Annotated in this window: 16 protein-coding genes; 6 read left to right on the forward strand and 10 right to left on the reverse strand. The window is 33.9% G+C overall.

Going from position 1 to position 14872, the window contains the following annotated elements; genetic code table 11:
* Together DXU93_RS02390 and DXU93_RS14945 are read right to left on the reverse strand one after the other, a co-directional pair.
* A complete protein-coding gene (locus tag DXU93_RS02390) occupies window positions 1-855 on the reverse strand; it encodes a ChaN family lipoprotein (RefSeq protein ID WP_116879640.1) in 855 nt (284 codons plus the stop codon).
* A gap of 135 nt (window positions 856-990) precedes the next feature.
* Window positions 991-2250 carry a carboxypeptidase-like regulatory domain-containing protein gene (locus tag DXU93_RS14945; RefSeq protein WP_123776022.1) on the reverse strand — a complete coding sequence of 420 codons (1260 nt, stop codon included), beginning with the start codon at window positions 2248-2250 and terminating at the stop codon, window positions 991-993.
* 116 nt (window positions 2251-2366) lie between these two features.
* Here DXU93_RS14945 and DXU93_RS02400 point away from each other — a divergent pair, with 116 nt between their 5' ends.
* The 3 genes from DXU93_RS02400 to DXU93_RS02410 all read left to right on the forward strand — a co-directional run bounded on the left by DXU93_RS02400 (window position 2367) and on the right by DXU93_RS02410 (window position 4942).
* Window positions 2367-3530, forward strand: a complete 1164-nt coding sequence (locus DXU93_RS02400; protein WP_116879641.1) for a DNA polymerase III subunit — start codon at window positions 2367-2369, stop codon at window positions 3528-3530.
* A gap of 168 nt (window positions 3531-3698) precedes the next feature.
* Entirely contained in the window at window positions 3699-3983 is a 285-nt protein-coding gene (locus DXU93_RS02405; protein WP_116879642.1) for a hypothetical protein, read from the forward strand.
* A gap of 104 nt (window positions 3984-4087) precedes the next feature.
* On the forward strand, window positions 4088-4942 hold the full coding sequence (locus tag DXU93_RS02410; RefSeq protein ID WP_116879643.1) for a hypothetical protein: 855 nt from the start codon (window positions 4088-4090) through the stop codon (window positions 4940-4942).
* A 46-nt stretch (window positions 4943-4988) separates the two neighbouring features.
* Here the strand turns inward: DXU93_RS02410 and DXU93_RS02415 are convergent, their stop codons facing one another.
* Genes DXU93_RS02415 through DXU93_RS02430 form a run of 4 tightly spaced genes read right to left on the reverse strand, consistent with a single transcriptional unit; the run spans window position 4989 to window position 8332 of the window.
* Window positions 4989-5420 (reverse strand): hypothetical protein, encoded by a 432-nt coding sequence (locus DXU93_RS02415; protein WP_116879644.1) that lies wholly within the window; start codon window positions 5418-5420, stop codon window positions 4989-4991.
* Window positions 5421-5424: 4 nt separating this feature from the next.
* Window positions 5425-6660 carry a serine hydrolase domain-containing protein gene (locus tag DXU93_RS02420; RefSeq protein WP_116879645.1) on the reverse strand — a complete coding sequence of 412 codons (1236 nt, stop codon included), beginning with the start codon at window positions 6658-6660 and terminating at the stop codon, window positions 5425-5427.
* Window positions 6635-7339: a lipoyl(octanoyl) transferase LipB gene (gene lipB / locus DXU93_RS02425; RefSeq protein WP_116879646.1), complete on the reverse strand. Its 705-nt coding sequence runs from the start codon at window positions 7337-7339 to the stop codon at window positions 6635-6637. The genes DXU93_RS02420 and lipB overlap by 26 nt, the downstream gene beginning before the upstream one ends.
* A 6-nt stretch (window positions 7340-7345) precedes the next feature.
* A complete protein-coding gene (locus tag DXU93_RS02430) occupies window positions 7346-8332 on the reverse strand; it encodes a bifunctional phosphoglucose/phosphomannose isomerase (protein ID WP_116879647.1) in 987 nt (328 codons plus the stop codon).
* 318 nt (window positions 8333-8650) lie between these two features.
* Here DXU93_RS02430 and DXU93_RS02435 point away from each other — a divergent pair, with 318 nt between their 5' ends.
* Both DXU93_RS02435 and DXU93_RS02440 read left to right on the forward strand, forming a co-directional pair.
* Window positions 8651-9352 carry a response regulator transcription factor gene (locus tag DXU93_RS02435; RefSeq protein ID WP_116879648.1) on the forward strand — a complete coding sequence of 234 codons (702 nt, stop codon included), beginning with the start codon at window positions 8651-8653 and terminating at the stop codon, window positions 9350-9352.
* A gap of 101 nt (window positions 9353-9453) precedes the next feature.
* Window positions 9454-9660: a hypothetical protein gene (locus tag DXU93_RS02440; RefSeq protein ID WP_205679219.1), complete on the forward strand. Its 207-nt coding sequence runs from the start codon at window positions 9454-9456 to the stop codon at window positions 9658-9660.
* Between the two features lie 115 nt (window positions 9661-9775).
* On the opposite strand, the gene DXU93_RS02445 is transcribed toward DXU93_RS02440, so the two are convergent.
* Window positions 9776-10714: a T9SS type A sorting domain-containing protein gene (locus DXU93_RS02445; RefSeq protein WP_165851326.1), complete on the reverse strand. Its 939-nt coding sequence runs from the start codon at window positions 10712-10714 to the stop codon at window positions 9776-9778.
* A 56-nt stretch (window positions 10715-10770) separates the two neighbouring features.
* Window positions 10771-11568 carry a M90 family metallopeptidase gene (locus tag DXU93_RS02450; RefSeq protein ID WP_116879651.1) on the reverse strand — a complete coding sequence of 266 codons (798 nt, stop codon included), beginning with the start codon at window positions 11566-11568 and terminating at the stop codon, window positions 10771-10773.
* Window positions 11569-11808: 240 nt separating this feature from the next.
* Between DXU93_RS02450 and DXU93_RS15315 the strand changes: the two genes are divergently transcribed.
* Window positions 11809-12552, forward strand: coding sequence for a DnaJ domain-containing protein (locus tag DXU93_RS15315; protein WP_116879652.1), 744 nt, complete (start codon window positions 11809-11811; stop codon window positions 12550-12552).
* A 32-nt stretch (window positions 12553-12584) separates the two neighbouring features.
* Here DXU93_RS15315 and DXU93_RS02460 read toward each other — a convergent pair whose 3' ends face one another.
* Together DXU93_RS02460 and DXU93_RS02465 are read right to left on the reverse strand one after the other, a co-directional pair.
* Window positions 12585-13256 carry a hypothetical protein gene (locus DXU93_RS02460; protein WP_116879653.1) on the reverse strand — a complete coding sequence of 224 codons (672 nt, stop codon included), beginning with the start codon at window positions 13254-13256 and terminating at the stop codon, window positions 12585-12587.
* An 87-nt stretch (window positions 13257-13343) separates the two neighbouring features.
* Window positions 13344-14786 (reverse strand): leucine-rich repeat domain-containing protein, encoded by a 1443-nt coding sequence (locus DXU93_RS02465; RefSeq protein WP_116879654.1) that lies wholly within the window; start codon window positions 14784-14786, stop codon window positions 13344-13346.
* Window positions 14787-14872: the final 86 nt, after the last annotated feature.

Raw genomic sequence — 14872 nt, forward strand, 5'->3', positions numbered from 1 at the left:
TTAATAGGTTTTGGTCATGTCTTTATCCACTACTAAAATGTAATCTGCTTGACCAACAAATTCTTCATTTAGGGTATTGACATCAGATTGTTCTACAGTTGAAATTGTAATAATATTTAAGGATTCATCTTGTCTTTTTAAGTACCAGTAAATCCCCTCAAAATCTTTCGAATGGTAATCCCCATTGAAATGAATAAATTGATTTTGATTCTTCGCGTATTCTTGATAAATAAAGTGTGCCATCGTTGCGTCCTTAATTGCTTGTGCTTTTGGAAAATTAGGATTTGCGTGATCGCTCATCATTGTCAACATTGCTTTATAATTTGGTAATTCAGGGTCAAATGCTATTGGTAAAGGCGCTATCCAATTTTTCTCTACAACTGTTAGGTGAGTGTCTAAAGACTCTAATCCATTTCTGTAGACATGACTTGCATATTTTCTTGGCACATTTGTCGCGATAAAATTCAAGTTATTTTCCTTTGCATGATCAACCAATGGTTTATAATCTGTCTTATAATTCATCCATAATGAAGCTGTAGAATCAAGTTCTTGCTGTGTTATTTCACCTTTAAGATAAGCGTCCAATTGCTCTTGATTATTCGCTTCCAACATTTCAGCACCTAATGAAATCGTTTTATTTTCATTCATCACTTGCGTTGTTTTCAATTGCATCCAATGTGCAATTGGATTATTGTGCAATTCACCAAAAAGGATGATTTGACCTTCATCTATTTTTTTAAAGAACTTTTTGGTTTTTATTTTTTTACCTTTCTTATTATACAATTGAAAAGGTTCAACATTTTGTCCAAATGCGAAATGGCTTACAGCAAACAACAGAATCAGTAGGTTTTTCATAATTTACTTTTTTTACAAATATCTAAAATATCAGGTTTAAAACGGTCTAAAAGCATTGATTTATTTAATGCATAAAAAAAGGGGCGCTTAAAAAAGCACCCCAAAATCAACTGAATTTGATTACACTACTCAGATTTAATCTTTACCATATTTCTTTTTCAACGCTTCTAAATCTTCTGCGATTTCTTTAAGATCCTCATCAAGTTCTTTATGTTCTTCGTTGATTTCATTTTGTTCTTCACGTGCTTCTTCAACTTCGATTTTTCCTTTTTCAATTTTCTTATCTAGTTTCTCTTGAGACTTGTCCAATTTAGCTCTTTTCTTCGCAATTTTCTCTTGAGACCTTACCAGTTTAGAAAGTTTTTTCGTGTACTTTTCTTCAGCTTTCGCAGCTTTTTCTGCTTCTTTAGCTTCTTTTTCGGCAGCTTTTCTTGCAGCTTTAGCTTCTTTAGCGGCAGCCTTTTCTTCCTTTACCCTTTCTTTTTCTGCTTTTGCAGCTTCCTTGGCTTCTTTGGCTCTTTGTTTTTCAGCTTCAAGTTTTTCTTTTGCTGCTTCTTCTTTTGCCTTAGCCTCCTCTTTTGCTTCTTTCTCAGCTTCCTTGGCTGCCTTTTCAGCTTCCTTTTTAGCTGCTACCGCTGCGGCTGCGGCTGCTTCTTTAGCCTTTTGTTCTTCTAACGCAGAAATACTTTCCGCTCTTTTTTCTGCTTGTTCTTTACGAACTGCTTCATTAGCTGTAGACTCTTCTAATTGCTTCTCCATCATAGCAGCTTTTTCAGCAGCTTCCTTAGATTCTTCTAACTCTTCTTCAGCTGCTTTTTTGGCTGCCGCAATCTTTTCTTTTTCAGCTTCTGTTTTCTCCTTATAATCAGCCGCATCCTCTTTATATTCTTTAACTTCCGATTTGGCATCTTCAGCCTTTTCTTCTGCTTTTTCTTTTTTGGATTCTAAGGCCTGAATCTCCTCTTTACTTTTTTCGGAAATTTCCGCTACGTTATTGGATACAGCCGTTGTTATTTCTCCAGTTCCTCGAACCAAAGAAAATTCATAATCACTTCCATCTCTTAAAATGAATCCTGTTAGAACTTGGGATTTATACCCTTCTTTACTCACCTTTAACTGTGTTTCTTCACCGTTGTAATCGTTTACAGTAATACTGGTCTGTCCATCTACAGAAGTCACAGATGAAGCCAAAGCAGAACCATTATTTATAATTTCTACTCTAGCGCCTTCAACAGGCTTTCCTAAATATGTCACATTGACTTTAATACTAACTGATTTTGCCTCAAGTATATTTTTCTCAGTGATAAAAGCTGATTCATTATTAGCATTTACAATTGGCGATAAACTCATCCCAAGTGCAAACGTAGTAAGTAGTGCAATTTTTTTGTTTTTCATTTTGTAGTTTTTTGTATTAACATAACAATCTACGGAAAAATTCAGAATAAGTTAGACTTGAGCTTCACAACTTTTTCTAAAATACCATTGAACATTTATTTTTTACACGGTTTATTTTGGCAAACAATCAAATTCCAAGCAGAAATATTTATCTTTATCCTATGCTTTTCAAGAACATTTTAGGACATCAAGATCTGAAGAACAAATTCATCAATGATGTACAGAAACAACAGGTTTCTCACGCACATCTCATGCTTGGAAAAATAGGCTACGGTGGCCTTTCCTTGACCTTGGCAATTTCACAATATTTAATGTGTGAAAACAAACAAGAAAATGATAGTTGCGGACAATGTTCTTCGTGCAAAAAAGTGCAGAAGTTGGAACATCCCGATATCCATTTTTCATTTCCTACAGTACAAGCAATCTCAAAAACTTCGGATCCAATGTTTTCCTTATGGAAAGAATCCGTCTTGAAAAATCCTTACATGGATTTGAATGAATGGATTAACATTTCAGATGAAAAAGGAAGAAAACCGATTATTTCCGTTCATCAAAGTGAGGAAATCATTAAGAAGTTAACATTAAAATCGTTCGAAGGAGGATATAAAATCAGTATTATATGGATTGCAGAAGAAATGAATATAGCTTGTGCAAACAAATTATTGAAAATCATAGAAGAACCACCTAAAGACACTATTTTCTTTTTGGTAGTTGAAAATGAAGACACTGTTTTACCTACCATTTTAAGTCGAACGCAAATCACAAAAATAAAGCAGCTCAACGATGAGCATCTCATTGGTTTTTTACGAAACCAAGGGCATTCTAATGAAGATTTACTTAAAAGTGTTTCATCAAGAGCAGAGGGAGATGTGACTGCTGCTTTAGATATGTTGAATTCCAGCGCACAATCTAATAGCAACTATCAACGATTCGTTGAACTCATGCGTGTTTGCTACAAAAAAGAAGTGTTACCCATGATGCATTGGGCAGAAACAATGTCAAAAGAAAGTAGAGAAGAACAAAAACACTTCATCAAATACGCATTATATATGGTAAGACAAAGTATGATGAAAAATTATACAGAGGACTTATTGATGCGTGTATCTTCTGATGAGGCTAAGTTCCTTGCCAATTTTGCACGTTTCATTACAGGAAATAACGTTTTAGAATTTCATTCTTTGTTCAACGAAGCTCATTATAATATTGAGCGTAATGCCAATAGTAAACTACTGTTTACAAACATTACTTTCGAAATTATGCGTTATATACATAGAGCGTAGAGAGGTAGACGAAAAGAGAGATTAAAGGGAGAAGGAGAGAAAAGAGCGAGTGGTTTTGCCCTATTAAAAATCATTATTTCAATTTTTATCATACTTTTTCATCGTGTCACAAATCATAATAAATGATAAATGTATATATTTGTTCTATAAAATAAATAAAATCAGGTTATGGCAGATACAAGCACTTCAATTTGGAATAAGTTTTTAGGTGATGATTTAGAAGTTAACAGACTGGGAATTATTAGTATTGTATTACTGGTAATCGGATGTCTTGGAGGAATGACAGTTGGTTTAGGTGCAATCCACCATACATGGCAACTATTTTTAGTTGTACTTCCAACAATGTTAACATTATCTTTCCTAATTGCTGTTGCACCGCTTAAGCAAATCCTTAACTTGGCTGTAATCACAATTATTATTGACTTAATCTTAATAACGATTAACTTAGTGTAAGTAAATCACACGGTTTTTCTATTTCATTAGAATTACCTACTTATACAACATTATATTAGTATTAAAGGCATGATTTTTCATGCCTTTTCTTATTTTTAAGCATTATGAAAAACTATACTCTTTTCATCCTATTTATTTCTACGTTGCTAATATCGCCAGTTTTTGGTCAACGTAAAACGAAATTGAACACCAACGCCCAAGGAACTTTATTTGCCCAAATCGGGATGAACCGTAGTTTATACAGCAATACAGATGTTGTTTTAAAGGACGATTATTATGATTTAACCTTAAGCAACACTTCGGTTCATGATAATGCTGAAGGAAAAGGTTTAAGTGATTTTTTCCAGATGGAATCTCCTCAAATCAATCTCAAACTGGGTTATTTCTTTAAACCAAAATGGGCCATTACTATTGGATTTGACCGATACAACACCTTTTTTGAAAGTAATCAAACCGTAAATGTTTCCGGAACAATTGCCCCTCAAACAAATTCAGAATATTCAGGAGAAATTAATGAAGATATTGAACTGAATGGAGACAACTTTGATATCGCTCAAACTCAAGGAATAAACTTCATTTCCATCGGGATACAACGTAATGATTTACTCACAAGAACTCGAAAATCTGAATTTGCTATACACTCACTTTATGGAGTGCAAATAGGTCCTTTAATCTCAAATGTTGACTACACCTATGATTACACAACGATGGATCACATTAGATCTGTAGGTGGATTTGGTGTTGCGGCCAACCTTGGAATTCGATTTGAATTTTTCCAACATATCTATCTACAATTAGAAGTAGATGGTGGAATATTGAATCAAAAAAGAATAGACTTATCTGCCAATGGTTCAGCTCAAGGTCAACAAGTTCATGGGTTCTTCTCTCCTTCTTTACATTTAGGGTTCAATGTATTTGCACGACCAAAAAATGGTTGTAACACTTGTCCAAAATGGTAAATAATGAGGAAGTTTAAAATGTAATTATTGCTTTAAATCAGCATAATTACCCAACCAAAACTCCTTTTTTATTCAGAATTGGAATATTGACAAAGTTTTCCTCTTTAACAGTTTCTGAAAGGAATATGAATTTCTTATCATACATTGTTGTTCCGACAAAGAAACTTACCCAGTATTCATTATTTAAAGTCAAGACATCTTCCATAATTGGCTCTACTTTCTTTGCAGATTTTGCTTCGATTGATCCTAATAATTTACGTAAAGTTGTTGTTTCCACTTTTTGCTCCGTTTCACCAACTTGAGAGGTTCCTTTTTTAAGTGTAGCGTAACCTTTTGAAGTCACCAAAACTTGCTCTAGCTCTTCCTCTTTTTCATTAATGATATACACATTGTAAACAATCACATTGTCATCACCTAACTCTTGCACTACTGCTACAGAAACGCCTTCAACTTCTGGTCCTTTCAACTCCTCTTTCATAATCTCAATCTATTTCTTGGTCAATTAACTCTTCGAGGATGGAAAAATAATTAAAAAGATCTAATGGATGATATTCTTTGTACTTGTTTTTTGATACGAATTCGGCATCTTTTCGTTTACTTTTTGGAATAAAGTATTTCTGTCTTCGTTCATGGCCTGTCCTAACCATTACAACATCCAAAGATGGAATAACGATAATATATTGACCCAATATTCCCCGTGCATAAATGGCAGGGTGTTTTAGATGATTAAAACGCCAAAAATGTAAACCGTAATGTTTAGTTTCACGGTTGAAAGGCGCAATTATTTCACTTAGGTTTTGTTCAGAAATAATTGCTTTTCCATTCCATTTCCCATTGTTTAAAATGAGTTGACCAATTCTTGCATAATCTCGTGTAGTAGCATAAGCACAACAGAAGGTTTTTTCGATGCCATTTTCGTGATCCAAACTCCACAACATTTCATTCTCAGCATTTACTTTCTGCCATACTTTCTCTTGAAAATATTCAGTGGGATTCTTGCCAGTGGCATTTTCTATGATTAAGCCTAATAACTGACTATTACCACTGGCATAATCAAACTGAACACCTGGTTTACCACTAAAACTTTCTGTTTGAATAAAGCGTGTAAGTTCATTGGTATAATACGCCTCAGCATTATCAGACAATGGATTACTTCCGCTTTCTGACCAGTCAAGTCCGCTTGACATTCCCAACAAATGACGAATGGTAACCTCATCATCATTGACTAAACGAAAAGGCAAATGATCTTTTATTAAGGCATCAAAGCCACTAATTGCTCCTTCATCGATTGCTATTCCGATCAATAATCCAATAAAACTCTTGGCCATGGAAAAGGAATTGCTTTTCATGAATTGATTGTGCTCACCGTAATAAGATTCATGGATAATTTCACCGTTTTGAACCACCATAAAGGAAGTCGTTTCAATTGCCAAAAGTGAATCTTTAGCAGATGAAGAAATTGCTTTTTGAGTAGTGCTCACTTTCCATGATTCAGGATTTTCAGCAGCCTCAGCTATACGTACTGGAAAAAGGAGTGAATCATATATTCCTGGTCCAGATTTTCCCTGTAAATATGTTGCTTGAACACCTTTGTAAAGATAGCTTTTACCCGTGACAAAAATAATGAGATTCAGAAGTCCAAAAAATAATAAAAGAATGAGCAAAAGGCGTTTTACCTTAAACCAAAATCCTTTATTTTTTCTCGGTGTATTTTGCATTAAATAGTGTAGCTACATGGTGTTGAAGTTTAGCCTTTATTTCATTCATATCTACTGAATGGCCCAACTCTTTTTGTAGGGAAGTTACGCTTTTATCTTCAATTCCGCAAGGAACAATATAATTAAAGTAATTCAAGTCTGTATTTACATTAAAGCCAATTCCATGCATTGTAACCCAACGGGAAGACTTTACACCCATAGCACAAATCTTACGTTCTTGATTCGTTCCACCGTCGATCCAAACACCAGTATATCCATCAACTCTTCCGCCTTTCACTCCATATTCTGCAATGGTAAGAATAACTGCTTCCTCCAAAAAACGCATGTATTTATGAATATCCGTAAAGAAATAAGTTTCCAAATCAAAAATCGGATACATAACCAATTGTCCAGGACCGTGATAGGTAATATCACCACCGCGATTGATTTTGTAATATGTGGCTTCGATTTCTTCTAAACGTTCTTCTGAAAGCAACAAATGAGATTGATCACCACTTTTCCCTAGTGTATATACGTGAGGATGCTCACAAAACAATAGAAAGTTTTTCGTTTTTTCTTCCGATTCGTTTCTGCCTTGTTCTATTTTAAGATCTATAGTTGACTTAAATAGCTGCTCTTGGTAATCCCATGCTTTTTTGTAGTCGATTAAGCCTAAATCTTCGAGAATTACTTCAGCCATGGTGAATTAATCTTTGTCTAGAGTACTTTTTAAGTAATCAATAACCTTTACTTCAACAGGATCACAACCGATTAATTCAGCTAGATATAATGAAGCCCAATCAATCAAATGAATAAAGTAAAATGCTTCTTCTACTTTTGATTTTCCTTTACCATTGATGCTCAAAATGTTTTCGGTTCTTTTACCGATAATTTCTTTACTCAATTCCATTCTTTTGGCATTTCTATCAGAAATAAATTGAGAAATAAAGAAAGTGACTGCAAAATTGTTATCACCACCAGCCCAACCAACGAGTTCGTTGTGGTTCATTTCTGGAACAACATGATGCCAACAAAGGCGTTTACTGTTTTCATTGATTTGTTGACGTGCACGAATCGCTACGAATTCAAGGTCGTTGTTGGCATAAAAAACAGCTTGCTTATTGAATAAGTGTTCGGCTAATTTCTTCGCTTCTGCTTTGATGGTCATTAATTCATCGTTCAACAAATGACGACATTTAGCAACTGCATCAAGCGCATTGGCATCGATAATTTCAGCTTTTGCCAAAATATTGACAAGTTGAATCACAGAAAACGCCATCATGCTACGTGGTGGATTTCCTCCAGGCAACTTGATATAATCATAGTTATTTTCTTTACAGAATTTCACCAATTCACCTCCAGAACTTACACCAACTATTGTTGCACCCTTTTGGTTTGCTTGATTAATGGCTGAAAGTGTTTCTTCAGTATTCCCGGAATACGAAGATCCTATAACCAATGTATTTTCATTTACGAAAGAGGGTATTTGATAGTCTTGAACCAATACAATAGGCAATTTCGCTTGATCAGCAAATAATTGAGGAACCATTTTCCCACCAATACCTGAACCTCCCATTCCGCATATTACAACGTTTGAAAAAGTTTTATTTTTATAAAATGAAAGTTCACTGCGAGAAGCGATTTCAAGCGCATCTGCAATTTGTTTTGGAAATTGAGCAACCAGTTTATCCATCAATGACGTGTGTTTTAAATAGAAATAGCATGTTGAATAATTTTCAACGCTAATTTTTTGTAAAATAAACGAAAAAAAGAAGATTATAGCGCCTTGTTACCATATAAATTTTAAAAAAATGCTATTCCGTGTTAAGATTGATAAAAATGAATTGATTAATAGGACGAATTATAGTAAAACTCAAGACGAATTGTATTTTTGTACATTGCTTATTGTTTCGTTTTTGATTTCAATTTTCACTACTTTAGAAATCAGCTCACAAGGTTGGTTCTGTGAAAATCATTAAAATCAATTTTTCGATACTTATACAAAGAATAAATGCCAAATACATCTAAGAAAATATTACTGATTGAGGATGAAGAGAGTTTGAGTAACGTGGTTGAACTCAATTTAAAGCTCGAAGGTTTCAATGTTGACTGTATTTCTAACGGAAGAACAGCCTTTGATCATGCCCATCAAGTTGGTCAATATGATTTGGTCATTTTGGATGTGATGTTGCCTGAAGTAAGTGGTTGGGATATTTGCGAAATGTATAAAAGCGTTGCGGACACACCAATTCTATTTGTTTCTGCCAAGGGGACGTCAAGCGACAAGATTAAAGGATTAAAATTAGGAGCCGACGATTTTTTAGCCAAGCCTTTCGACCTTGAAGAATTGCTCTTACGTGTTCAGGTTTTAATTTTGAGACACCAAGGAAAAAAATCAAATGAACAAACGCTGAATTTAGGTGAGTTCCAAGTGAACTTGCTGACTTACGAAGTGAAAAAAGACGATCAATTGATTTCTACTTTATCCAAAAGAGAAATTAAGTTATTGCAATTGTTTCATGAACACGAAGGTGAAGTGCTTTCACGTGATTTCATTTTAGATAAAATATGGGGAAAAGACGCTTATCCAACTTCTAGAACCATCGATAATTACATTTTATCTTTCAGAAAACTCTTCGAAAAAGACGCCAAAAACCCTGAGTATTTCCATAGTATAAGAGGTGTTGGGTATAAGTTTGTTGGAAAGAAGTAGATTTGGTTTTAAACAAACAGTTGTTTAAATTTGTATAAACCCCAAGGATTGAGGTTTTTGGTGATTGAGAAATTAGTTACTTGTTTTAAAAATTAATAATTATGCATCATACTTTTCACATAAAAGACTCTTCCAACCCAAAGGTAAAAGCTTTTTTAGAATATATTAAAAGTCTTGATTTTGTTCATGTAGAAAGTGATGATAAGGACAAAGCTGAGGAAATAAAAATAAGTCTAAAACAATCTTTCAAAGAGCTAAAACTAATGAAGGAGGGGAAAATTAAGGCAACTCCTGCAAAAGACTTATAAAACCTGATTATTTCATAGAATTAATAGTATTGGTGTTTCGAAAAGTACTAATACTTGATCAAATGACTTTCAATAGACGGGACGAGAATGAACAAGCGTCCTTTAAGCCGTTTAACTATTTCGAAACCTTCTTCACAACTAAACCATCTTCCGATTTTATTCTTAAAATATAACTGCCCTTCGACAGCTTGTCAAGATTAACTATTCTTTCGTTAAAAACAATTCCACTTTTCGCTATACGACCATCAATATGCAAGATCGAATACTCCGTTTGATCCTTAATTCCTTTTAAATTAAGTGTAGAACTGAATGGATTTGGGTAGATATTCACATTTTCTTCTTTGCCATATTTCTCCGTTTCGACAGAACATCTAGAAAACCTGTAGACCATTCCTTCACTCGGGATATCATTCATAGTTTGATCATCTATAAAGTCGGGTGAATTGGGGTCACCTGATAGATAAGTTTTATTGTGGTTAGTGTAATCACCAATTCCAATAAACGGGCTTAAATTATTGTTCCAGAAAACATTTGAGTTGATAGAATTTGGCCCTATTCTCACTTCAAAATCACCACATTCTTCGTATAACCAAAGTTGAAAATTAACTGTGTCATCAAACTCATGATCTTCTACAAACCCAAAATTCGCATACTGAACTTTCATTATACGATTACCAGCTGTGCCCTCGGTTAAATAATTGAGTTTAGAATTAAAACCATGGGTTGTATCAGATAAATCACTATCAAACATGGAGATATAACACTTGTTTGTGTTCATTTCTTGAAACAGTGCATAACCGTCTTGCGCCAATCTCAAAGAGTCAAAAGTTCCATTCAATAAATTATAGTCGAAACCGATAGGGATTTTATTATAGTATGTCAAAAAGGTTGTGTCCGAACCAAATACATGAGGGACTGTATCAGAAGGAATAATACTCAGAGAGTTACTTGATACCAAAGGTGTATATTGATCAGTGCTTGTTTCAACCGTATATGATTGAGCAAATGTGAATATACTTGACATTAAAAAGGTAAATAAGAGTTTATTTTTCATTGTTATATTTTTTAGGTTATCCATTATTGCAAACTGTCGAACTTTCCCAACTATTCTTATTTCTCCGCATAAAACGCATCCAATGCATTATACAATCCTGGATGCTCCACTCTTAATCGTTCTGGATTTTCAAAAAAGAATTCACTCACAACAGCTAAAAACTCAGCACGATTCGCTGCACCATAATCTCTAATTGATGACGTTCCAAAGTCAATTTCATTCATTTTAATGTTTATGATGTGTAGCCATGGCATTAAGTCTACATCATTCATGGAATTCCCCAACACCCCATCGATTTTTCCATCTTGCATATCTAGCACATGAATAAACTCATGGATGACCACGTTTTTGTGATCGGTATTGTCGTGAAAGCCTTCATGGACAGATTTTCGGGATAACATCACTATTCCTTCCTTAGCTCCCCAACCCACCAATCCATGGGCCATTTGATTTGAATCTGGAATTTGAAATTTATCTGGATATAACTGAACTTCTTTGAGGTTTGCATAATTCCAACTTGAAAAACGAAAAACAGGAATTACAGCTCCCGCAGCAATCAATATTTTATCTTCATGAGAAACTTCTGTTTCCATTCCTCGGATCCTAACATTCAACAAGAAAACGTGTACTTTTCTTTCGAATTCTGTTTTTTCATCTCTTGTAAGTCGACTATAAAAATTGACTTTATCCTGAAGTATTTGTCTCCATAATCCTGGAAATGGTTTCTTCGGATTATTGTTGTGAATAGGCTTCACTGAATTATGAAATTTTTGCCTTGAGTCCTTTAACTTTCTGTATCCAATAAATAATCCTAACGCGAGTCCTGTGAGTAAGTATAAATTGAGATCCTTCATGGATTTAAAGATAATATTTCGACCGAGATTATAAAGCAGGTTTTATAAAAATTCATTACGATGGCTCTATGAAGGAGTCTTGACAAAAAATAAAAATGTTGAAACATAAGGTAAGCACGAATAGTTATTACACTTATTTTAACTATTTTGGACACTATTTATAGGCGATTTTCAAATTAAAAGCTGATTCAGTTTCATTCACTGTAATACAATACTACTCACGATAACTCAGGTATAACTATGACTTTCTTTTTTATTTTGATTTTAGTTTTTCTCATACATATTATTGGAAACATTAAAAACGATAGAGCATGGGATCACAACTTATTTACGAATGAACAACCGACAAAGGAAATGCCTCCTCATGATCCTTTATTGGAGGCCTACATAAGTCTCGGTGCGCTTATGGTTCGTAAAGACAGTTCTGCTTACAGAGAGAAAATACTGTATTTAAATAATTATTTCTCTAGGTATTTTCCAAATTCACATTATGATTTTGGACGCTCGTTTACAGAAAGTTTAAAAAATCCTATTCGTCCACGTGTGATTTCGAATTGGCTACGTAGAAAGTTACCACATCGAAAACAGCGTTTACAAATCATGTATTTCCTCGCAAGTTTAGCCACTGTTGACGGAACTATGAATGAGCGAGAAATAGCATTGTTAAAAGAGGTCAACACTTTGTTAAATCTTTCGACTAAAGATTTTGACAGTATTATTGCAATGTACACGCAACAACAAAAAAGAGAAAAATCTTCGGGTAATTCAACTTCACGAGCTACTAAACTGGAAGTCGCAAGTAAAGTTATGGGTGTTTCTACGAATGCTTCAAAAGAAGAAATAAAAAAAGCCTACCGTCGCTTGGTTAAATTGCACCATCCTGATGTTTTTGCCACTCAGTCGAAAGCACATCAAGAAATTGCCGAAAAGAGATTTATAGAGATTCAAAAAGCATACGAAACCTTAGAAACGCGCTGGAAGTAGTTTTTTTTTGAATCGTTTATTTCAGTACCGATCTACCCTTGCATATATAATGCTTGAATTCCAATTCCGGTATCAAAACAATGTGGTTTCCAAGAGGTATTGCTGGCGGTTTCGATTTTCTTCCCATTATTTTTATAGTGGTAGAATTTACCTTCCTCTTCATTTAAATTTGTTTCCCAAATAATTTCTTTGGCTTTCACAACTTTCAAATAGCTTTTGGTCGACAAAACTAAATTTGGTTTTACAATTTTTAAGCGACAAAAATCGGAAAAGATAATGGTGAGTGTTTCGAGTGAATCATCATATGAAATAGCTTTTAACGTGTGTTTTACGTCTAATTTTCTTCCCACTTGATCTCCCCAAATGGAAACAGAAAGACCACGTGCATATTCAAGTTTCTTGACTTGAAATAATTCAACCAACTCCTTCGGCTTGCACTTTAGAATATTGCTTGTTGAATTGGGTTCAAGTTCATCCAGATCATAAGAAGCATAAGTTCCTGACATCACAGAAATCACACCTCTTCTCAACATCATTTTAAAAAGTAATCCGCTCGCGATAATTCCAAGAAACAAAACGAATACCGTAAGTATAATATTCAGCGGCGATGAAATGTCGATGTAAAATATAAATCCAATAAACACAAAACCAGACAATAATGTGAGTGAACTAAATAGTGCTGCTATAAATCGAATTTCTTTCATTTCTCGATCAAAGATAAAATATATTTCATGGTCTAAAGAAGAAGAGATAACAATTTAATTTAGGTGAGAAGTAGTCTATTTCATTCTCTATTGCTTTATCAACATTTGCTTGGCAATAGCATTCCTACTGTAAACCTTTAAGATATAATTTCCAGTTTCCACAAAACAAATGTCAAAGACACCATTTGTTTTGGATTGATACACAATTCTACCGCTTAAATCAACGATTTCTAATTTTTCAAAATCGTCTATATTTTTTATTTGAAATTGATCCCTTGTAGGATTTGGAAATACAATCAATTCTTTGTTTTCATAGGTAATATTGCTTGACACACCTGATGAACATTCGTTTTCACAACCAGCAGAAAAGCTTGCTGTTGCAGGAATGTTAAACCAATTTGTAGTTGAATAAGTAGCATCATCAACTTCTACACAAGTTAAATCTGGGTTTCCTGTACAATCAAAGCCACCATGATACATATTGTAATTGTTTCCATTTTTAACATTTAAACACGTTAAGGCATTATCATGACATTTTACAACCCTTAAATTTGGATTTCCAGAAACATTTAATTCTGAAATGTTATTCTCTCCGCAATACAAGCTTTCTAAATTTAGATTTTGACTAAGATCTAAACTGGTTAACAAGTTGTCTGTACATCTTAAAATTTCCAAATTAGGATTAAAGCTAACATCAAGTGAATCGATCATGTTATTCATGCAACTCAAATATATCAAAGCATTGTTTTGACTAACATCTAATTCAGTCAATTGATTGAGCTGGCAGAAAAGACCAGTTAACTGACTACAATTTCTCACGTCGAGATTGGTGATGGCATTGTCATAACAAGCTAAAAGATCAAGTTGAGTTAAGCCTGTAACATCTAATGCTGTTAAGTTATTACCTGTGCAACTCAACACTATCAAGCCTGAATTATTGTCCAAATTCAACGCATTTAGATTATTCCCGTCACAATAAAGTGAATCTAAATTGACATTAGCACTTAAATCTATATTATTAAAAGTGTTGTATGATATCACTAAATTCGTAAGGTTTGTGAGATTGGAAACATCAATACTTCCAAGTGAATTACCCTGAACATTTAGAAATTCAAGGTTATTATTCTGACTTAAATCAATTGATGTTAGGTTGTTTCCAGCAATTTCAAAATGAGTTAATCCTATATTTTGTGAAACGTCTAAACTACTGAGGTTATTTCCGTTGCAATTCAGTTCAATTAGCGCTGTATTTTGAGTAACATTTAATGAAGTTAAGTTATTTACTTCAAGATTTAGGTATTCCAGTGCAAGGAAATCTTCAATCCCAGTGAGATCTGAAATATCCTGATTATATAAATCCAAAGTAGTTATCCCACTAATGTTTGCAGTAAGTACGGCTCCATCTGTTGGACCGCTATCATAACCTAAATTGATGAGGGCTGTTTCGAAATTAACATCTGGAATAGTCGTAGTTTGAGCCACTGAATTGAATCCAATAAACAAAAGGCTCACAAAAATCAATCGTTTCATAATGTCTTATTTTGTTATTAAGTTTCTACTTTAAAATACGACAAAATGAAGAAATGGGTTGGGAGATGGGATGTCATTTGTTGAAC

It is taken from the genome of Brumimicrobium aurantiacum (genome assembly GCF_003402975.1).
Classification (GTDB): domain Bacteria; phylum Bacteroidota; class Bacteroidia; order Flavobacteriales_D; family Crocinitomicaceae; genus Brumimicrobium; species Brumimicrobium aurantiacum.